A 20,910-nucleotide genomic window follows, 5' to 3' on the forward strand; every position below is an offset into this window, starting at 1 on the left:
AAGCAAAACTTGGGCCTGCCACACCAAGCCTGACTCACCTCCGACTTGACCCAAGCGCCGCCATCCTCCAAAGCGCGGCCCATTCATATTGCATCTGCGAAGGCCCGGACTTTTGAGCGAGCAAAGCCTGTCATTCCAGGACATGATCCTGACCCTGCACAGCTTCTGGAGCCGCCATGGCTGCCTGATCCTGCAGCCCTATGACATGCCGATGGGGGCGGGAACGTTCCACACCGCGACCACGCTGCGGGCGCTCGGCCCCGAGCCATGGAACGCTGCGTTCGTCCAGCCGTGCCGCCGTCCGACCGATGGCCGCTATGGCGAGAACCCCAATAGACTGCAGCATTATTATCAGTATCAGGTGATCCTCAAGCCCTCGCCAGGGGATATCCAGCAGCTCTATCTCGATAGCCTGACCGCCATCGGGGTCGATCCGCTGTTGCACGACATCCGCTTTGTCGAGGACGACTGGGAAAGCCCGACGCTGGGCGCCTGGGGTCTGGGCTGGGAGGTCTGGTGCGATGGCATGGAGGTGACGCAGTTCACCTATTTCCAGCAAATGGGCGGTTTCGACTGCAAGCCGGTCGCGGGCGAACTGACCTACGGGCTCGAGCGGCTGGCGATGTACATCCAGGGCAAGGACAGCGTCTACGATCTCGATTTCAACGGCCAGGGCGTCACCTATGGCGACGTGTTCCTCGAAAACGAAAAGCAGATGAGCGCGTGGAATTTCGAGGTGGCGAACACCGAGAGCCTGTTCGATGCCTTCCGCAAGGCGGTCGCCGAGTGCGAGAACTGCCTCGAGGCCAAGCTGCCGATCCCTGCGTATGAACAGGCGATCCAGGCGAGCCATGTCTTCAACCTGCTGCAGGCGCGCGGGGTGATCTCGGTCGCCGAACGCCAGGCCTATATGGGCCGCGTCCGCGATTTGGCGAAGGGCAGCTGCGAAGCCTGGGTGGAGAAGAAGGGGTGGGCGGCGTGATGTTTACGAGCACCCATCAAATCCTCCCCGAAACGGGGAGGATTTTAAGATGACCGACTTCCTGCTCGAACTGCTGTCCGAAGAAATCCCGGCGCGGATGCAGGGCAAGGCACGTGCTGATCTCGAAAAGCTTTTCGCTGAACAGCTCGTCGCCGCCGGCCTCAAGGCACAAAGCCTGCAGACTTATTCCACCCCGCGCCGCCTCGCGCTGATCGCGCGCGGTCTTCCCGAGACGACGCAGGCGGTGTCCGAGGAACTCAAGGGCCCGCCCGCCGATGCGCCCGAAGCCGCTGTCGAAGGCTTCCTGCGCAAGGCGGGGTTGACCCGCGACGCGCTCGAAACCCGCGAGGTCAAGGGCCGCGCGACGCTGTTTGCGGTGATCAACAAGCCCGGCCGAGCCACCGCCGATGTCCTCGCCGACGCGATCCCCGCGATCATCCGCGCCTTCCCCTGGCCCAAGTCGATGCGCTGGGGCACCGCCAGCCAGACCACGGAATCGCTGCGCTGGGTGCGCCCGCTGCAGGGCATCATCGCGCTGCTGGGTGGCTATGTCGTGCCATGCGAGATTGACGGGCTGGTCGCGGGCAACACCACCGTCGGCCACCGCTTCCATCACAAGGGCCCGGTCACGATTTCGGGCGTCGAGGATTATGCGAGCGTGCTGCGCGCCGCGCATGTCATCGTTGATCATGACGAGCGCGCCGCGATCATCCGCGACGGCGCGGCAAAGGCTGCGAGCGAAGCTGGGTTCGTGCTGGTCGAGGACGAAGGGCTGGTGGTCGAGAATGCCGGGCTCACCGAATGGCCGGTGCCGCTGCTGGGCCGTTATGACCCCGCGTTTCTTGAGGTTCCCCCTGAGGTGATCCAGCTAACCAACCGGATCAACCAGAAATATTTCGTTGTGCGCGACGCTGCGGGGGCGTTGGCGCCCGCGTTCGTCTGCACCGCGAACATCTCGGCGCACGATGGCGGCAAGGCGATCGTCGCGGGTAACGAGAAGGTGCTCGCAGCGCGGCTTTCCGATGCGGCGCATTTTTGGGAACAGGATCAGTGGCATCATGATCCTGTCACGAGAGAGCGCAAAGAGCGTCGGACGCTCGAAGAACATGCTCTGAAGCTTTCGAATATCGTCTTCCACGAGAAACTGGGCACGGTCGCTGACAAGGTCGAACGCGTCGCCAAGCTGGCGCGGTGGCTGGTTGAGGAAGGCATTGTCACGACCCGTTCTCCGGCGAAAGCCGGAGCCCAGGAGTCAGGTAGCGCTTCCCACTCTGGACTCCGGCTTACGCCGGAGAACGGCAGTGTGTCGCTGGCTGATCTCGCCGAACAGGCCGCGCGTCTGTGCAAGGCCGATCTGGTCACCGAGATGGTCGGCGAATTCCCCGAACTTCAGGGGCTTATGGGCGGTTATTACGCGGCTAAGGAAGGTCTCGACCCCCAAGTCGCCGCTGCGATCCGCGACCACTATAAGCCGGTCGGCCAGGGCGATGACGTGCCGACAGCGCCGGTGACGGTGGCGGTGAGTTTGGCGGATAAGCTGGATACGATTGCTGCGTTTTTCTTTGAGGATATGCCCCCAACGGGTTCGCGAGATCCTTTCGCTTTGCGGCGTGCAGCACTGGGTGTTTTGACAACGATAGCGGCAAATGGGCTGAGACTTCACCTCCAGCAGGTTTTGACGCTCGCAATCGCTTATCACGGGAAGCGGATTGGTGCTGCGGGGGCTGACTTGGTCCGCGCCTATAGGGCGGCAAAGGAAGCCGCTGGGTTAGCTTTCACCAAAGCCGATGAAGCGGAAGCACGTGCTGCGTTCATTGATAATGTATTGTCCGATGAAGCCAAATCGCAGCTAATCATCAGTCGCGTAAGGCCTGCTGTAAGCTCAATTCTCGACTTCTTCGCCGACCGCCTCAAGGTCCAGCAGCGCGAAGCCGGGGTCCGTCACGACCTGATCGACGCGGTGTTTGCGCTTGGCGGCGAGGATGACCTCGTCCGGTTGCTCGCGCGCGTTCATGCGCTGCAGGCGTTTGTCGAGACGGGCGAGGGGGGCAATCTGCTCGCCGGGTACAAGCGTGCGGCGAATATCTTGAAGAAGGAAATGCCCTCTCCCCTTCAGGGGAGAGGAGGGAGCCGCGAAGCGGCGGAAGGAGAGGGGCAGTCGCCCACCTCCGAGCATTCCCCTCTCCCAACCCTCTCCCCTGAAGGGGAGAGGGCTTATGGGTTGGAGCCGGCTGAAGATGCGCTTATATCCGCGCTCGACGGTGCAGAGCCTCTCGCCATCGCCGCGATCGAGGCCGAGGACTTCGAGGGCGCAATGGCTGCGCTTGCGGTGCTGCGCGCGCCGATCGATGCGTTTTTTGACGACGTGACCGTCAACGACCCCGACCCCGCCAAGCGTACCGCGCGGCTGGGGCTGCTCGCGCGGTTCCGCGCTGCGGTTCACCGGGTTGCCGATTTTTCGAAGATCGAGGGATAATCTCGACCGACATTTTCTTTTTACACAGACAGGCTGAAACTGATGACCAAATATGTGTACCGGTTCGGTGGCGATGCCAATGACGGCGGCGCGGGTGACAAGTTCCTGCTCGGCGGCAAGGGTGCCAACCTCGATGGCATGGCTTCGATCGGCCTGCCGGTCCCTCCCGGCTTCACGATCAGCACTGAAATGTGCACGCGCTATTATGTTGATGGCGAGGTGTTTCCCGACAGCCTGAAAGCCGAGGTCGCAGAGGGCCTCAAGCATATCGAGGCGATCACCGGCAAGAACTTCGGCGATGCGGCCGATCCGCTGCTGGTCTCGGTCCGCTCGGGCGCGCGCGTATCGATGCCCGGGATGATGGACACCGTGCTGAACCTTGGCCTCAACGACCAGACCGTCGAAGGCCTCGCCAAGACCTCGGGCGATGAACGTTTCGCGTGGGACAGCTATCGCCGCTTCGTCCAGATGTATTCGGACGTGGTGCTGGGTCTCGACCATGGCGCGTTCGAGGAAGCGCTGGAAATCATCAAGGAAGACAACGGCTTCTACAGCGACACTGAGATGGAAGCGAAGCACTGGAAGGCGCTGGTTGCCGAATACATGACGCTGGTCGAGGACCAGTGGGGCAAGCCGTTTCCCCAGGATGTGCACGACCAATTGTGGGGTGCAGTCGCAGCGGTATTCGGATCGTGGCAGTCGGACCGCGCCAAGGTCTATCGCCGGCTCAACGACATTCCATCCGAATGGGGCACTGCGGTCAACGTGCAGGCGATGGTGTTCGGCAACATGGGCGACACCTCGGCAACCGGCGTGGCGTTCACCCGCAACCCCTCGACCGGCGAGAACCTGTATTATGGCGAGTTCCTGATCAACGCGCAGGGCGAGGACGTGGTCGCCGGCATCCGCACGCCGCAGTATCTGACCAGGCAGGCGCGCGAGGAGGCCAATGCCAAGCCGCTGAGCATGGAAGAGGCGATGCCCGAAACCTATGCCGAGCTGGCGCGGGTGTTCGACATCCTCGAAAAGCATTACCGCGACATGCAGGACATCGAGTTCACGGTGGAACGCGGCAAATTGTGGATGTTGCAGACCCGGTCGGGCAAGCGCACCGCCAAGGCAGCGCTACGCATCGCGGTCGATATGGCCAATGAGGGCCTGATCACCGAAGAAGAGGCGATCGGCCGCGTCGATCCGATGGCGCTCGACCAATTGCTCCACCCCTCGCTCGATCCCGATGCGGTGCGCGACGTGCTGACCAAGGGTCTGCCGGCGTCCCCGGGTGCTGCGAGCGGCGTGATCGTGTTCGATGCCGATACCGCCGAGCGTCGCAACGAAATGGGCGATGCGGTGATCCTGGTGCGGATCGAGACCAGCCCTGAGGACATTCACGGCATGCACGCGGCACGCGGCATCCTGACCGCGCGCGGCGGCATGACGTCACACGCGGCGGTGGTCGCGCGCGGCATGGGGCGCCCGTGCGTCTCGGGGGCGGGCAGCCTGTCGATCGATACCAAGGAGCGCGTGCTGCGCATCGGCAAGCGCGAGCTGCGCGAGGGCGATACGATCACGCTCGATGGCAGCACTGGCGAGGTCATGCTGGGGCTGGTTCCGACTGTGCAGCCCGAATTGGTCGGCGATTTCGGCGTGCTGATGGGCTGGGCCGACAAGGTCCGTCGCCTCAAGGTGCGCACCAACGCCGAGACGCCTGAGGATTGCCGGGTCGCGCGCGATTTCGGCGCCGAGGGCATCGGGCTGTGCCGCACCGAGCACATGTTCTTCGAAGCGAGCCGCATCACCAATGTACGCCAGATGATCCTGGCCGAGGACGAGGCGGGCAGGCGGGCTGCGCTCGAAAAGCTGCTGCCCGAACAGCGCGCGGATTTCCACAGCATCTTCGGGGTGATGGCGGGGCTTCCTGTCACCATCCGCCTGCTCGATCCGCCGCTGCACGAGTTCCTGCCGCACAGCGAGAGCGAGTTTGCCGAAGTGGCTCAGGCCGCAGGCGTCGGCGTCGAGGTGCTCAAGCGCCGCGCCAACGAGCTGCACGAGTTCAATCCCATGCTCGGCCATCGCGGCTGCCGGCTCGGCGTGACCTATCCTGAAATCTACGAGATGCAGGCCCGCGCGATCTTCGAGGCGGCGTGCGATGTCGCGGCCAAGAGCGGCGCGGCACCGATCCCCGAAGTCATGATCCCGCTGGTCGCCACGCGGCGCGAGCTTGAACTGATGAAGAAGGTCGTCGATGTCGCCGCCGAGATGGTGTTTGCCGAAAAGGGCATGCGGATCGAATATCTGGTCGGCACGATGATCGAATTGCCGCGCGCCGCGCTGATGGCCGACGAGATCGCCGAGGTCGGCGAGTTCTTCAGCTTCGGCACCAATGATCTTACGCAGACCACGCTCGGTGTCAGCCGCGACGACGCCGGACGGTTCCTCACGCAATATGTCGACAAGGGCATCTTCGCGCGCGATCCGTTTGTCAGCCTCGATATCGAGGGTGTCGGCCAACTGATCGAGATCGCTGTAACCAAAGGCCGCAAGGCGCGCCCCGACATCAAGCTGGGCATCTGCGGCGAACATGGCGGTGATCCTGCGAGCATCGCGTTCTGTGAAACCACTGGTCTCGATTACGTCAGCGCCTCACCCTATCGCGTTCCGATCGCCAGGTTGGCTGCGGCACAGGCGGCGCTGAAGCAGAGCTGAGGCGTCTTCCTCCTTCCATGAAGCCCTCCCCCTCAATGGGGGAGGCGATTGTTTGCGCACCCCGCTGACCCGCCATCGCCTTCCTGCTTGCCATGCTCCGGAACTTTCCGGCATAGGCTCTGCCAAAACAGGAGGGGTCATGCACGCTGGAGTTCGCTATGCGCTGATGCTAGTTGCAGGCATCGCGCTGGGATCAGGCATCGCGGTGCTGCAGTTGCGCGACAGCTTTGCCGCCGATGGCATCGCCAATGGACCTTGGCGTACCGCGCATAAGGTGGGCACCGCCGATGCCAGCGTCGCTACCCGCGCCTCGATAGCGCTGCGCGGCCTACTGGCCTTGCCCGAGCGCGAGGCGATCTATTTCAACGCGGCGAGCGACAGCGAGGGGCGCGCGCTGACGGGTGCATGCCGCTATCGTGTCACCGGCGGCGCGATCGATGCGCGCTGGTGGAGCCTGACGCTGTACGACGCCAAGGGTTATCTCATCCCCAATGTGGCGGGTGCACATTCGCTGGGCAGCGCGGCGTTGAGTCCGGCCGAGACGAGCCGCTGGCAGGTCAATATCGGCCCGGCGCGAACCAGTGCACACTGGATCGCAGTGCCTGACGACCAGCCGTTCGAGCTGACATTGCGCGCCTATCACCCCTCCCAGCGCCTGCTCCGCGAACGCGGAACGGTGGATCTGCCGCAGATCGAGCGGGCGGAGTGCAAGGCATGACGCGTTGGATCGGGCCTGCGCTGCTGGCGCTGCTCGCGGCGGCGACGGGCTGGTATGGGACGCTCGCGCTTGCCCCGGAGTTCATCATGGGCCGCGCATGGGATCGGCTGGCCGAGCAGGCCGGGGTCAACCGGATGACGCACACGCCCTTGGTGACCGCTGAAAAGCAGACGATCGTCCGCCCCAGCCCCGATCTGGCGTACTCGGTGTGTGCCTTTGATCTGTCGAAAGGGCCGCTGGAAGTTCACGCTCAGCCGGTGGCGGGCCATTACTGGTCGCTCACCGTGTTCGACAGCCAGACCAACGTCGCGTTTGTCGAGAGCGACCGCGACAGCAAGGGCCAGCCTGTGGAGATCGTGCTGGCGACCGCCGGTCAGGCAGTGCCTGCCGGGGTACGCAAGGTGATTATGCCCAGTGCCAAGGGCGTCGCTCTGCTGCGCGTGCTGCTCAACGATGCTGCGGACTTCGAGGCGGTGGCGCAGGACCGTAAGCAGTCCTATTGCAGACCTTTGACACAATCCTGAACCCCGTCATTCCCGCGAAAGCGGGAACCCCGCTATTTCGAAAACGGTAGCGCAAAAGCGGGACCCCCGCGCACGCGGGGTGACGGTGAAAGGAAAATCATCGCCCCGGCTAGACAACCGCAGCACACCTCTGCATACCCTATTTAACCGGACGATTAAACGAGCGCGAATCCAGCCGCGCCGCATAGTCCGCTCATGCAGGAGAGAGAAGATGTCATCCCGCCCCACGCCAGCCGAACTGGCCGAGTACGAAGCCCAGGCCGACGCCTGGTTCCGCGAGAATACCCCCAAGGACCCAGGCTTCATGCTGCCGCTGACCTTTATGGAGGTCAGCACCGATCAGCAGTTCGAGTTCCTCTGCGCCTGGCAGCGCAAGGTCTATGAGGCGGGCTATCTCGGCGCGAGCTGGCCGAGCGAATATGGCGGCGGCGGGCTGCACCCCGATTTCCAGCGGATCGCCACCAAATTGATGAAGAAATACGACGGCCCGATCATGCTGAACGCGATCGGCATCGGCTGGGCAGGACCGCTGATCCTCGATATCGGCAGCGAGGAAGAGAAACAGAAGTACATCAAGGGGATGCTCAACGCAGAGGATATCTGGTGTCAGGGTTTCTCCGAACCCGAGAACGGCTCCGACCTCGGCAATGCGCAATTGAAGGCCGTGCGAGACGGCGAAGAATATGTGCTTAATGGCTCGAAGATTTGGACGTCGCTTGGCGATCGCGCCAAGTACATGATCCTGCTCGCGCGCACTTCGAACGAGGGGCCGAACAAGTACGCGGGCCTCAGCTTCTTCCTTGCGCCGATGGATGCGCCCGGTGTCGAGACCCGGCGGATCAAAAAGCTCACCGGGGAATATGGCTTTGTCCAGTGCTTCTTCACCGATGCGCGTATTCCCGCCGAATGCCTGATGGGCAACGAGGGCGATGGCTGGAAGATCGCGATGAAGACGCTGGAATATGAGCGCGGCGCCAAGGTGAACCTGGCGGGCGGTTATTTCCTCAAGGAACTCGACGCGATGGGCGTGGTCGAACTCGCGCGCGAATCGCAGCGCGGCGGCAAGCCGTTGCTCGACGATCCGGTGATGAAGGATCGCATGGTCGATTTCATGATGGATATCCAGGCATTGAACCTCAACAACCAGCGCCGCCGGATGGGGCCGTTGGTGCAGGACCGCCCGATGGGCCTCGCGTTGATGAACAAGCTCGCGCGCACCGAGATGATCCGCGAGCTCACCGAATTCTCGCTGAGCTTCCAGGGCACGCGTGGCGGCTATTACGTCGATGATCCGTGCGCGGTCGATAACGGCTATTGGCACCGCAGCTATCTCAACAGCTTCTCCGCCACCATCGGCGGCGGCACGTCCGAGATCCAGCGCAACATCGTAGCCGAGCACGTGCTCGGCCTGCCGAAGGGACGCTAAAGCGCAACGCGAAAAAGTGGGAACCGGTTTTTCGCATTAAGTTGCGCGACTGCAAAAGGATTACGCATGGCATTCAGTGAAGGCAATCTCGCCGATCATCTCGGCGGGCTGGGGTATAGCGAAGAGCAGATCGAGCTGATGGATGTCGCCACCAGCTTTTGCCGCGACAAGTCGCCGATCGACAAGGTGCGCAAGCTGATCAACGACGAGCATGGCTATGACCCCGGCGTCTGGCAGGAGATCGTCGATCTCGGCTGGCTGGGCATCGCGGTGCCCGAGGCGCACGGCGGCGTGGGCCTGTCGATGGCCGAGGTCGCGCCGATTGCCGAACAGATGGGGCGGCGGCTGCTCGCCACGCCGTTCGCCACCTGCACTATCGCCGCGCAGGCGCTGCTCGCGGCGGGTGACGAGGCGCAGTGCGCCGAGTGGTTGCCGCGCATCGTCGCGGGCGAAGTGGCAACGCTGGCGCTGACCGAGCCGCATGGCGACTGGAACCTTGGCCATGTTGAGGCGAGCGCGAAGGCGCAGGGCGAGGGCTATGTGCTCAGCGGCACCAAGCAATTCGTGGTCTATGCGCAGCACGCCGCTTTGGTGATCGCATCGGTCACCGTGGATGGCGCGCTGCGGTTGGCGCTGATCGAGCGTTCGGCGATCCCCGACGGTGCGCTGCGCCGCGAGATCATCATCGACGAGACCAAGCGCAGCTATGAGCTGACATTGGACGGGATCACGATCCCCGCATCCGCGCTGCTCGATGCCGGGCGCTCGGGCAGCGCGCTCGGCCAGATCGAGCTCGCCAACGCCTTGCTGCAAGCGGCGGAAATGTGCGGCGGCACGCAGAGCGCGATCGATTACACGATCGAGTATCTGAAAACCCGCAAGCAGTTCGGCAAACTGATCGGCGAATATCAGGCGCTCAAGCACCCTATCACCAACGCCTATGTCGCTTATGAAAAAGCGCGTTCGCACATGCTCAGCGCCGCGCACAATTTCGGCCAGCAGGGCGTCGGCGAAATTGCGGTGCGGATGGCCAAGGCATCTGCCGACAAGGCCTACAGCTTCGCCGCCGACCGCGCGGTGCAGTTCCACGGCGGCTTCGGCTTTACCCACGATTGCGACGCCGGGCTCTACCGCCGCAGCGCGATCTGGCACGCCAGCCAGTACGGCGACGCTGCCTGGCACCGGTCGAAACTGGCGGATCTGTTGTTCTAGCGCCCTCTCCCCTTGAGGGGAGAGAGATACGAAGCCTTGATCCGGCGCAGCCGGTCCAGGCAAAGTTGGGAGAGGGGGTTGCCGGAAGCATATTCCCCACCCCAACCCCTCCCCTTAAGGGGAGGGTCTTTTTGGGAGAATTCTTATGTCTGAAGTGCAAACCCTGGCCGAGAATGGCGTCCTCATCATCACCATCAACCGACCCGAAGCCAAGAACGCGGTGAACCGCGCCGTGGCCGAAGGCATTGCGGCGGCGATGGAGGAACTCGACAATAACGACGCCTCGCGCGTCGGCATCATCAAGGGGGGGGGCGGCACGTTCTGCTCGGGCATGGACCTCAAGGCCTTCCTCACCGGCGAACTGCCGATGGTGAAGGGCAAGGGCTTCGCCGGGTTCGTCGAATCCCCGCCCAAGAAGCCGCTGATCGCCGCGGTCGATGGCTATGCGCTGGCCGGCGGGATGGAGGTCGCGCTGACCTGCGACCTGATCGTTGCTAATGCCAAGGCGCAGTTCGGCATCCCCGAAACCAAGCGCGGTCTTGCCGCAGCTGCCGGCGGCCTGATGCGTTTGCCACGCCAGGTGCCGCCGCGCATCGCGATGGAGCTGGCGCTGACCGGCGACTTCATTTCGGCGCAACGCGGATACGAGATCGGCTTCGTCAACCGCGTGGTCGAAGGCCCGGCGATCGACGGCGCGCTCGAACTGGCGCACAAGATCAGCGCCAACGGCCCGCTCGCGGTGCGCGTGTCGAAGCAGGTGATCGTCGAATCGCGCGGCTGGAGCGACGAGGAGATGTGGGCCAAGCAGCAGGAGCTCGTCGGCCAGGTGATGGTGTCGCAGGACGCCCGCGAAGGCGCTGCGGCGTTCGCACAGAAGCGTGCGCCAAACTGGACGGGGAAGTAGGCGCGGGCTTTGAGGGTTTTTGGGAGGGACCGTCGCTCGGTGACTCCTGCGAGCAAGGTGTTGGGAGATCCGCTATCGGGCCAGCGATCGATTCTGTTGAATGACGGATAGTGGGTGGGAAGTTGCCGTCAGGCTTCGTAACTATCAAACTCCCAGGGAGACCATTGCCCCAGCTTTGTGGCTACGGTCTGCCAATCTGGGCCAGTGGCGTGAAGCAACCGTTTTCGAACATACTCTTCAACGACTACCGGATCGAACCGTTTGGTAATCAGTCTCGGACCGCCGGAGAGAATGGGGAAGCTGTCCAGTTCGTTCTCCAGCCATTCCGGCGAGCATACATCAAACTCGAAAGCGTCGGCGCCTTTTTCTCCCCTCACGCATATCTCGGCACGAAGCGTATGGCAAAAGCTCCCGGAAACTGGTGTCAGATCAGAAAGGTCTTCATCAACCTGACCAGTCAAAGAGCGAAGCTCGGGTTGTAGATTTGCGCGCTTCATCACCGAAAGATGCCTCGGAAGTCCAATGACCGCAATGGTGCCGTTTGCTGAACGACGGCTTTTCGCGGATTTCGCTGCAAAGCCACCATCCGCCAAGCCGATAGGAATGCTAACCCGTCAACCTGAAACGAGTTCAGGATGACGGGGGTGGTGAGATGGCGCCTTCCCAAATCCTCCCCTGCAAAGGGGAGGGGGACAGTTCGCGAAGCGAATGGTGGAGGGGAAGCGTCTGGGGGCTGTCCGTTCGAGGTGTTGCACAATCCCGCTGCCCCTCCACCATCCTGCGGATGGTCCCCCTCCCCGGGGCGGGGAGGATCTGGGGAACACCCCCAACGCGCTAGTTGTTGCGCCGCAGCAAGCCATGGGCTATGGGCCCGGCGAGAGGGACGTGCCGGTTATCGGTCTCCCCAGAAATCCCCTGATACAGGCTCTTTTTTCATGTCCCTTCGCAATATCGCCATCATCGCGCACGTCGATCATGGCAAGACCACCCTTGTTGACCAGCTTTTCCGCCAGTCGGGCACCTTCCGCGACAACCAGCGCGTCGAAGAGCGCGCGATGGATTCGAACGATCTTGAAAAAGAACGCGGCATCACCATTCTGGCCAAGTGCACCTCGATCGAATGGGACGACCAGCAGGGCAACCTGACCCGCGTCAACATCGTCGACACCCCGGGCCACGCCGATTTCGGGGGCGAAGTGGAACGCATCCTCTCGATGGTCGATGGCGTGATCCTGCTCGTCGACGCTGCCGAAGGAGCGATGCCGCAGACCAAGTTCGTCACCGGCAAGGCGCTGGCTCTGGGCCTCAAGCCGATCGTCGTTGTCAACAAGATCGACCGTCCCGATGGCCGCCCGCAGGAAGTGCTCGATGAGGTGTTCGACCTGTTCGTGAGCCTCGAAGCCAATGACGAGCAGCTCGATTTCCCCGTGCTGTTCGCCTCGGGCCGCAACGGTTATTGCGGCGACACGCCTGAAGTGCGCGAAGGCACGCTCGAGCCTTTGTTCAAGAAGATCGTCGAGCATGTGCCTGCCCCTTCTGCCGATCCCGATGGCCCGTTCAAGTTCCTCGTCACTTTGCTCGATCGCGACAACTTCCTTGGCCGCATCCTGACCGGTCTGGTGTTCTCGGGTTCGGTCAAGACCAACCAGGCGATCCACGCGCTCGATCCCGAAGGCAACATCGTCGAAACCGGCCGTGCCTCGAAGATCATGGCGTTCCGCGGCCTCGAGCGCGTACCTGTTGATGTTGCCAACGCTGGCGACATCATCTCGATTGCGGGTCTGACCACCGCGACCGTCGCCAACACGATCTGCGAGACCAGCGTCACCGAGCCGCTCCATGCTCAGCCGATCGATCCGCCGACGCTGTCGATGCGTTTTGCGGTGAACGACAGCCCGTTTGCGGGCCGCGAGGGCACCAAGGTGACCAGCCGCATGATCCGCGACCGCCTGTATCGCGAAGCTGAATCGAACGTCGCGATCAAGATCACCGAATCGGCCGACAAGGACAGCTTCGAGGTTGCCGGCCGCGGCGAATTGCAGCTGGGCGTGCTGATCGAAACGATGCGCCGCGAAGGCTTCGAACTGGGCATCTCGCGTCCGCGCGTGCTGTTCCGCGAAGCCAGCGAAACCGAATCCGGCCAGCGCGAAGAGCCTTACGAAACCGTCGTCATCGACGTGGACGAAGAGCATTCGGGCACCGTTGTCGAGAAGATGGCGATGCGCAAGGCCGAGATGACCGACATGCGTCCCTCGGGCGGCGGCAAGACCCGCATCACCTTCAGCGCGCCTTCGCGTGGCCTCATCGGCTATCACGGCGAGTTCCTGTCCGACACGCGCGGCACCGGCATCATGAACCGATTGTTTGAAAAGTATGGCCCCTATAAGGGCCAGATCACCGGGCGTCAGCTCGGCGTGCTGATCTCGAACGGCACCGGCGATACCGTCGGCTATGCGCTCAACGCGCTGGAAGAACGCGGCTCGCTGTTCCTGGGTTCAGGCATTCCGGTGTACGAAGGCATGATCATCGGCGAAAACGCCAAGCCTGATGACCTTGAGGTCAACCCGATGAAGTCCAAGCAGCTGACGAACTTCCGTTCGACCGGCAAGGACGACGCCATCCGCCTGACCCCGCCGCGGCTGATGAGCCTCGAGCAGGCGATCGCCTATATCGACGACGACGAAATGGTCGAAGTGACGCCCAAGACCATCCGCCTGCGCAAGCGCTACCTCGATCCGAACGAGCGCAAGAAGCAGGGCCGGAAGAAGGAAGCGGCATAAGGTTTACCAGCGCACCGGGAGCATCGCTTCCGGTGCGCTAAACTTACGGCGATGCCCAATGTCGCCGTCCGCACATGGCCTCCGCCGATTGTCATCGCGCTTTAGCATTGTGTTCCTAATCCCCCCTGAGGAATAAAGCCGACGAAAGAAACTGGTTGAAAGACCAGAGGGTTGCGGATGTATTGGTTACATCGGCGGCCAGATTGCTGGGGGGCATTTTATATGGGTTTGGGACGAATATGGCAGTGGCTGGCCGTGGTGGCCGGGCTTTTGTCTTCGGCAGCTGGCGCCCAGGATAGCGCCAGTGCATCGCCGCAAGCGGTGGCGGATGCCCCTTATGACGCGGAGGTGTTTGCGAGGCTGCCTTTGTTGAGCACGCCCAAGCTTTCGCCCGACGGTGAGCGGATCCTGTTTTCCACGCGCCGTAACGGCAACTTGTTTGTCGTTTTCCGGGAGCTTTCGAACCAGGATCTGCACCCGGTTTCGGTACCCGATAAAATGGACCTCAACTGGTACCGCTGGGCCGGCAACAACCGCATTCTGGTCAGTGTTTCGCAAACCGTCCCCTGGTTCGGTGACGAAGCCCGCAAATCCTATCTGATGTCGATCGATACCACGACGATGAAAATCGAGTTCATCGGCAAGGCATCGCAGGGGCTGGAGGGGGATGACCTTCTGTACGTCGATCCCAGCGGGGACTGGGCCTTGCTGTCGATCCAACGCACCCCTTATGACTATCCTTCGGTATTCAAGGCACGCCTGGACACCGGCCGGTTGACCGAAATCCAGTCTCCTTCGAACAGCATCTGGGAATGGTATGCCGACAACACCGGCGTGGTGCGCGTCGGGGTCAGCTATCGGGCACGCAACTGGACGCTGCATTATCGTTCTTCGGATCAAGGTGGTTTCAAGAAGCTTGCGACCATTAGCTATGACGATGAACAGCGGGCCGGACTGATCGAGGGGATCCGGGTCATCGGCGGATCGGACGAAGGGTACATCCTGGCTGCACCGCAAAATGGCCGGTACGCTCTCCACCGCTACAATTATGCGACACAGGCGGTGGGCGAACGGATCTTCGGTCATGATCAGAATGACATCGCCGATTTTGACATGAATGCAGATGGCACCGTTTCGGCAGCCTATTTCACCGACGACCGGATGCGCGTGCATTGGTTCGATCCGGCGCAGCAGGAGATGCATCGAAACGTCGAGAAGGCGCTGGGTACCAAGCATGGCCAGCTGGTTTCCCGCAGCCGTGATGGCACGGTGAAGCTGTATCATGTCGGTGCGTCGAATGATCCGGGCAGCTATTACATCTTTCGTGAATCCACAGGCGTCATGTCGGTCTTGGTCCGGATCAATTCCGACCTCAAACCCGCACGCCTCAGCCCCAGCACCTATGTCAGCTACAAGACCCGCGACGGATTGACGATTCATGGCAATCTGACCCTGCCGATCGGGCGCGAGGCCAAGGGCTTGCCGCTGATCATCCTGCCGCACGGCGGTCCGTATGGAATTCGCGATTCCATCGGCTATGAGGTCGAGGTCCAGTTTCTCGCAAGCCGGGGCTATGCGGTGTTGCAGCCTAACTATCGCGGTTCCGGTGGCTATGGCGATGCCCATATCAAGGCGGGCGAGGGCGCCATCGGTCGGCGGATGCAGGACGATCTCGATGATGGCATGGACTGGCTGGTGCAGGAAGGCATCGTGGATGCCAAGCGGGTCTGCATGGTGGGCTCGTCTTATGGTGGCTATGCCGCATTGTGGGCGGTGACACGCAATCCGGAACGCTATCGATGTGCGGCTAGCTTTGCCGGGGTCACCGACTGGAAGCGAATGCTCAAATACGACGCTAAGTTTCTCAGCCGCAGCGGTCTTCGCCGGTTCCGGAACAAGGTTCAGGGCGAGGAAAGCTTCGATCTGGATGCGGTCTCACCGCTCGCCCAGGCGCAAAGGCTGGAACGCCCGGTCCTCGTGGCGCAGGGCGAAGACGATACCAACGTTCCGCCGAAGCAGGCCAAGCTATACGTGGCCGCACTTAAAACTCATCGCAAGGACGTCGAATACGTCAGCTACAAGGACGAAGGCCATGGTCTTGATGACCCAGCGAACCTGACCGACTGGCTGAAGCGGCTCGAGGCGTTTCTGGCCAGGCACAATCCGGCGTAAACCCATCGGCTGAAGAGCGATCGGCGGCCAGATCAACCGCTCGATCGCCCTCTCAATCGCCTTCTCAATCACCGAGGTCTGCGTCGCTGTGCGCTGACCTCGGTGAGCAGTTTACCGTCCCAGTACGATCCGTGCCTGGCTTGCGATCTGTGCGAGCATGGCAACGCTGGGGATGGTGTCCATCTGGGCTCGCGCGACCAGGCTGCGGAACTGCTTGATCCTTGGCATGTTGGCATCGGTCCAGCCAGTCACGAACGCTTGCGGATCGCCGCCATTGGCGCGGTTGAGGAAGTCGAGCCGCATCTGCTGAAAATCGCGGGCAAGGCCGGAGACCAGCAGCCGTTCCCACGGGTCGCTGGGCGACATGCGGGTGGCGGTCATCTGGGTCCAGTCGAGGCCCAAAGTAGCGCCTAGATCGGCAAACGCCTGGGTCAGCAGCATCGGATCGGTTCCGCTGGTGCTGGCGAGGTTGGCAAGGCCCGCTGCGCCATCGAGACCGGTCAACCGCACGATGTGCGCGGCATGGACCGCAGAAGCGCCCTGCGATGCCAGATCCTGCGCCTGGCGCGCCGCCTGCAGCCGAGCCTCGGCATTGAGCAGGTCGTCCATTCCGGCGATCAGTGCGTCGACCCCGGGCTTGAGCGCCGCGACAATGGCACCGGGCATCAAGCCGTCGGCGCTGGCACGCAAAACATCGGCAATGTGGACCCGCACGATGTTGGCGGTGGCATCGAACAGCATCAGCCGGACCTGTTCGTCCATTTCGGCATGGTCGAACTCGGCCCAGATCGCAGGCAGCGCGAACAGCCGTTCGGCGGCGATGAACGCGGCTGCGACATCGCCCAGCGTGCAGCCTTCCTCTTCGGCGAGCTCGAACGGATGGATCAGCCCCAGCCGGTTGATCATGCGGTTCGCAAGCTTGGTCGCGATGATCTCGCCGCGCAGCTGATGCTGCATCAGGATGTCGCCATAGGCCTCGCGCATCTGCGGCGGGAACGCGGCGAGCAGCTCGGGACGCATCGTTGGATCATCGGCGAGCGGCATCCGCTCGATCGCATCCTGCAGCGTCAGCTTGGCGGTCGAGAGCACGACAGCGAGCTCGGGCCGGGTGAGGCCGAAGCCCTCCTGCGCGCGGCGCCTGAGCGTCGCATTGTCGGCCAGCCCCTCGACCTTGCGATCAAGACGGCCCTGTTCCTCGAAATGCTCGATCAGCCGAATGTACGAGGGCAGGGCGGTGACGCCTGCACGTTCGGCGATCGAAAGGCCAAGCGCCTGCAGCCGGTTGTCCTCGAGCACCAAACTGGAGACATCATCGGTCATCGATGCGAGCAAGGTGTTGCGCGAGGGCTCGTCGAGCAGTCCGGCACGCGTCACAGCGGCGAGACCGATCTTGATGTTCACCTCATTATCCGAGCAATCGACGCCCGCCGAGTTGTCGATGAAATCGGTGTTGATCCGACCGCCGATCATCGAGAACGCGATGCGCGCCGCCTGAGTGACGCCCAGGTTCGCACCTTCGCCGACGACCTTGCAGCGCAATTGCTCGGCGTTGATCCGCAGCGGATCGTTGGCGGGATCGCCGACGTCGATGTTGTTCTCGGACGCGGCCTTGATGTAGGTGCCGATGCCGCCGAACCACAAGAGGTCGACCTGCGCGCGCAGGATCGCCGAGATCAGCGCCGCCGGCTCGATCTCGTCGGCATCGAGGCCCAGCATCGCCTTGACCTCGGCCGTCAGCGGAATCGATTTCATCGAGCGGGCGAACACGCCGCCGCCCGGCGAAATCAGCGCCTTGTCATAATCGTCCCAGCTCGAACGCGGCAGGTCGAACAACCGTTGGCGTTCGGCCCAGCTGGCAGCGGAATCGGGGTCGGGATCAAGGAAGATGTGGCGATGGTCGAACGCGGCAACCAGCTTGATCGAGCGTGACAGCAGCATGCCGTTGCCGAACACGTCGCCCGACATATCGCCACAGCCTGCAACCCGGACCGGGTCGGTCTGCACATCGATGCCCATTTCAGCAAAGTGGCGCTGGACCGACACCCAGCCACCCTTGGCGGTGATGCCCATCGCCTTATGGTCGTACCCCTGGCTGCCGCCCGAGGCGAACGCGTCGCCCAGCCAGAAGTTGAACTCGGCAGCGATGCCATTGGCGGTGTCAGAGAAAGTCGCGGTGCCCTTGTCGGCGGCGACCACGAAATAGGGGTCCTCACCGTCGTGGATAACGACGCCTTCAGGGTGCACCACCTTGTCATCGACGATATTGTCGGTGACCGACAAGAGCGTGCGGATGAAGGTCTTGTAGGCATCCTTGCCGCCGGTGAGCCAGCCTTCGCGGTCGGTCGAGGGATCGGGCAGCTGCTTTGGGAAGAACCCGCCCTTGGCGCCGGTTGGAACGATGACCGCGTTCTTGACGCGCTGCGCCTTCATCAGGCCGAGCACTTCGGTGCGGAAGTCGTCGCGCCGATCGGACCAGCGCAGGCCGCCGCGGGCAACCGGACCGGCGCGCAGATGGATGCCCTCGACCTGCGGCGAGTAGACGAACATCTCGCGCCAGGGCAGCGGGGCCGGAAGGCCCGGAACCTTGGCGCTGTCGATCTTCATCACCATCGCCAGGCTTGCCGCTGGAGCAAACGCGTTGGTGCGCAACACCGCCATGACAAGTGCGCGGATCATCCGTAGCAACCGGTCATCGTCGATCGCGGAGACCTTCGTCAGCCCGGTTGTAATCGCCGCCAGATTGGCCTGAGTCGCAGCCTCGCGGTCGCCGGTGAACGCAGGATCGTGGCGCACAATGAACAATGCGACAAGCGCATGGGCGATATCGGGCGCATCGTGTAACGCATCGACCACGGTGCCGATGCCGTATGGCAGGCCCGCCTGGCGCAGATAGCGATACCAGGCCCGCAGCCAGATCACCGCGCGCTGTTCCAGCCCCGTCGCTGCAATCAGGCGGTTGAAGGGATCGTTTTCGGCCTTGCCCTCAAGTGTCCCGGAAATGGCCGCCTCGATCGCCCCGGCGCGCACCAACAGTGCCTCGACATCCCCCTGACCGCGAAGCTGCAGAAGAAAATCGTGGATGTGTCCGGAATCGCTGTTGCCCAGCAGCGTCGGGATTTCCTCGAGCACATCGAAGCCGAAATTCTCCAGCGCAGGCACTGTTTGCGACAACGGGATCGCGCCGGTAAGGCTATAGAGCTTCAACCGGAGGTTCTGCGCCGAATCCAGGCTCTTGCGATAGAGGCGCGCGCCGTGCTGTTCCGGGCTGTCGAGATCGCGCAGGCGAACCACGTCGAGCGCTGCCTCTTGCGGACCATAATCGGACCGATAGGCCATCGGGAATTGCGGTGCATAGCGACTGGCGAGCGCGGCTGCGCGGCTATCTTCGCCCAATGCGATCAGCGCTTCTTCGACTGACGGTTCCCACCCGCGGATCATCGCGCGCAAGGCTGCGTCGAGTGCCGCGTCATCGACGGGCGTTCCGCCGTCGCGCAGATCGAGCACATAGCGGATCAGCGCGATCTCGCCGTCTTCGAGCGAAATCGACCAACTCAGCGTCTTCCCCCCCGATGCTTCGATCAGCATCCGCTCGATCGCCACGCGGCGTCCGGTCGATACTTCGTCGCGCGGGAGCCAGGCGAACACGAACAGATGGCGCTTGAGCGAGGACTGCACGGTTACGAGCTTCGACCGGGGCCGGTCGGCGAGCGACATTGCGGTGAGCGCCACACGCTCCAGATTCTCGAGGCTGAAGGCAATCAGCAAATCATGCGGCAGCGCGGTCAGCGCGTGCGACAAGGCCTTGCCGGCATGGCCATTGGGCGCAAAACCGAACTTGTCCATCAGGATTTTCAGGTGGGCACGCAACACCGGCACCCGCTCGGGGGCGGCGGCCAGCGCGGCGCTGGTCCAGATACCACCATGTACCGAAAGAGCGGCGACCCGGCCATCCTCCCAGATCGGAAGAATGATGAGGTCGAGCGGAGCCCGCCGATGCACCGTGGAGATGAAGTTCGACTTTATGATGAGCGGTGATGCCTTGCCGCTTTCAAACCAGGCAAAGGCGTGATCGAACGAGTGCGCGGCCAGCAGTGGCTGTTCGTTGATCCGTGCAAGCCCCAGCGGAGCTTCGCTGTTGCCATCGCGACGAACGCGCAGATGCGCAAGCTGTGTCATGTTGCGATCGAGGAACCAGCGCAGCAGCGCGGCGCCCTCACCATCGGCCATGGCAGTAGCATCAGCCGCCATCGCCGCCTGGAGCATCGGCCAATCGGTCACCGCCGCACGGACATCGGCCATCGCGCCCAGCAGCCCTGCCTCCAGCGCCTTGCGCTGGCGAGCATCGGCACGCTCGATCTCGAGATATACCACCGATTCGCGGCGCTCGCCCGGCGCATCGTCGGTGTAGATCTCGCTCAACATTCCATCGGAATCGCGGCGCAAAGCCACCACAGGGTGGATCACCCGGTCGATGGCAAGTCCGAAGCGCGAGACAGCAGCCGCGATGGAATCGACCAGGAACGGCATGTCATCATTGATGATGGCAAGCCGCATGTGGCGATGGCCAGCCTGGCCGGGAATTGATTCGATCAGCAATACGGTGTCGGGCGAGGGGCGGTGCGCCATAGCCTTGAGCGCGAAATCGGCCGCTTCGCTGCACGCAGCCTCATCAAAGCCTTCGTTCTCGCCGGGGAGCGCGCCCTTCTGGAAGGCGTCGGCCAGCACGCCGCAGAACCGCGCGTGCTGCTCAGGATCGCTGAAGGGGGTTGAACCGGAAGATGCGCTGGAGCCCGCATCCAGATCGGACGGAGCAATCGGGTTATCGGCCATGTGTTCCTCGTGCCCGCGTGCGCGCTGTATTGCGGCATCTGTTCCGGGATCTCATGCCCCAGCTTATGCGCCATTCACCGCTGGTTCTCAAGCGCACAGCACAGGGGCGACAACAGATGCGCGTAATTTTCTTTCGGCTAATCGATAAATTGTTACAGAGCCCGCACGGCTGCAATTAGC

At 62.8% G+C, this 20,910-nt stretch carries 12 protein-coding genes; 10 read left to right on the forward strand and 2 right to left on the reverse strand.

Annotation, left to right across the window (positions count from 1 at the left end):
- The first annotated feature begins 142 nt into the window (after positions 1-142).
- The 8 genes from IEW00_RS07915 (at position 143) to IEW00_RS07950 (ending at position 10,948) form a co-directional block, all read left to right on the forward strand.
- Positions 143-982, forward strand: coding sequence for a glycine--tRNA ligase subunit alpha (locus IEW00_RS07915; RefSeq protein WP_188513807.1), 840 nt, complete (start codon positions 143-145; stop codon positions 980-982).
- A gap of 49 nt (positions 983-1,031) precedes the next feature.
- Positions 1,032-3,458 carry a glycine--tRNA ligase subunit beta gene (gene glyS / locus IEW00_RS07920; protein ID WP_188513808.1) on the forward strand — a complete coding sequence of 809 codons (2,427 nt, stop codon included), beginning with the start codon at positions 1,032-1,034 and terminating at the stop codon, positions 3,456-3,458.
- A 42-nt stretch (positions 3,459-3,500) separates the two neighbouring features.
- The gene (gene ppdK / locus IEW00_RS07925) at positions 3,501-6,164 is read left to right on the forward strand and encodes a pyruvate, phosphate dikinase (protein WP_188513809.1); all 2,664 of its coding nucleotides are present in this window, start codon (positions 3,501-3,503) and stop codon (positions 6,162-6,164) included.
- A 139-nt stretch (positions 6,165-6,303) separates the two neighbouring features.
- The gene (locus IEW00_RS07930; protein WP_188513810.1) at positions 6,304-6,882 is read left to right on the forward strand and encodes a DUF1214 domain-containing protein; all 579 of its coding nucleotides are present in this window, start codon (positions 6,304-6,306) and stop codon (positions 6,880-6,882) included.
- Positions 6,879-7,406 (forward strand): DUF1254 domain-containing protein, encoded by a 528-nt coding sequence (locus IEW00_RS07935; protein ID WP_188513811.1) that lies wholly within the window; start codon positions 6,879-6,881, stop codon positions 7,404-7,406. The genes IEW00_RS07930 and IEW00_RS07935 overlap by 4 nt, the downstream gene beginning before the upstream one ends.
- Before the next feature lie 211 nt (positions 7,407-7,617).
- Positions 7,618-8,832: an acyl-CoA dehydrogenase family protein gene (locus IEW00_RS07940; RefSeq protein WP_188513812.1), complete on the forward strand. Its 1,215-nt coding sequence runs from the start codon at positions 7,618-7,620 to the stop codon at positions 8,830-8,832.
- Positions 8,833-8,898: 66 nt separating this feature from the next.
- Entirely contained in the window at positions 8,899-10,044 is a 1,146-nt protein-coding gene (locus IEW00_RS07945; protein WP_188513813.1) for an acyl-CoA dehydrogenase family protein, read from the forward strand.
- A gap of 145 nt (positions 10,045-10,189) precedes the next feature.
- Positions 10,190-10,948 carry a crotonase/enoyl-CoA hydratase family protein gene (locus tag IEW00_RS07950; RefSeq protein ID WP_188513814.1) on the forward strand — a complete coding sequence of 253 codons (759 nt, stop codon included), beginning with the start codon at positions 10,190-10,192 and terminating at the stop codon, positions 10,946-10,948.
- Between the two features lie 128 nt (positions 10,949-11,076).
- Here IEW00_RS07950 and IEW00_RS07955 read toward each other — a convergent pair whose 3' ends face one another.
- A complete protein-coding gene (locus IEW00_RS07955; RefSeq protein ID WP_229736880.1) occupies positions 11,077-11,541 on the reverse strand; it encodes an Imm8 family immunity protein in 465 nt (154 codons plus the stop codon).
- A 342-nt stretch (positions 11,542-11,883) separates the two neighbouring features.
- Between IEW00_RS07955 and typA the strand changes: the two genes are divergently transcribed.
- On the forward strand, positions 11,884-13,728 hold the full coding sequence (gene typA / locus IEW00_RS07960; protein ID WP_188513816.1) for a translational GTPase TypA: 1,845 nt from the start codon (positions 11,884-11,886) through the stop codon (positions 13,726-13,728).
- Between the two features lie 369 nt (positions 13,729-14,097).
- A complete protein-coding gene (locus IEW00_RS07965; protein WP_188513817.1) occupies positions 14,098-15,900 on the forward strand; it encodes an alpha/beta hydrolase family protein in 1,803 nt (600 codons plus the stop codon).
- A 111-nt stretch (positions 15,901-16,011) separates the two neighbouring features.
- Here the strand turns inward: IEW00_RS07965 and IEW00_RS07970 are convergent, their stop codons facing one another.
- Entirely contained in the window at positions 16,012-20,730 is a 4,719-nt protein-coding gene (locus IEW00_RS07970; protein ID WP_188513818.1) for an NAD-glutamate dehydrogenase, read from the reverse strand.
- Positions 20,731-20,910: the final 180 nt, after the last annotated feature.

Source organism: Blastomonas aquatica (assembly GCF_014639875.1).
GTDB classification, from domain to species: Bacteria; Pseudomonadota; Alphaproteobacteria; order Sphingomonadales; family Sphingomonadaceae; genus Blastomonas; species Blastomonas aquatica.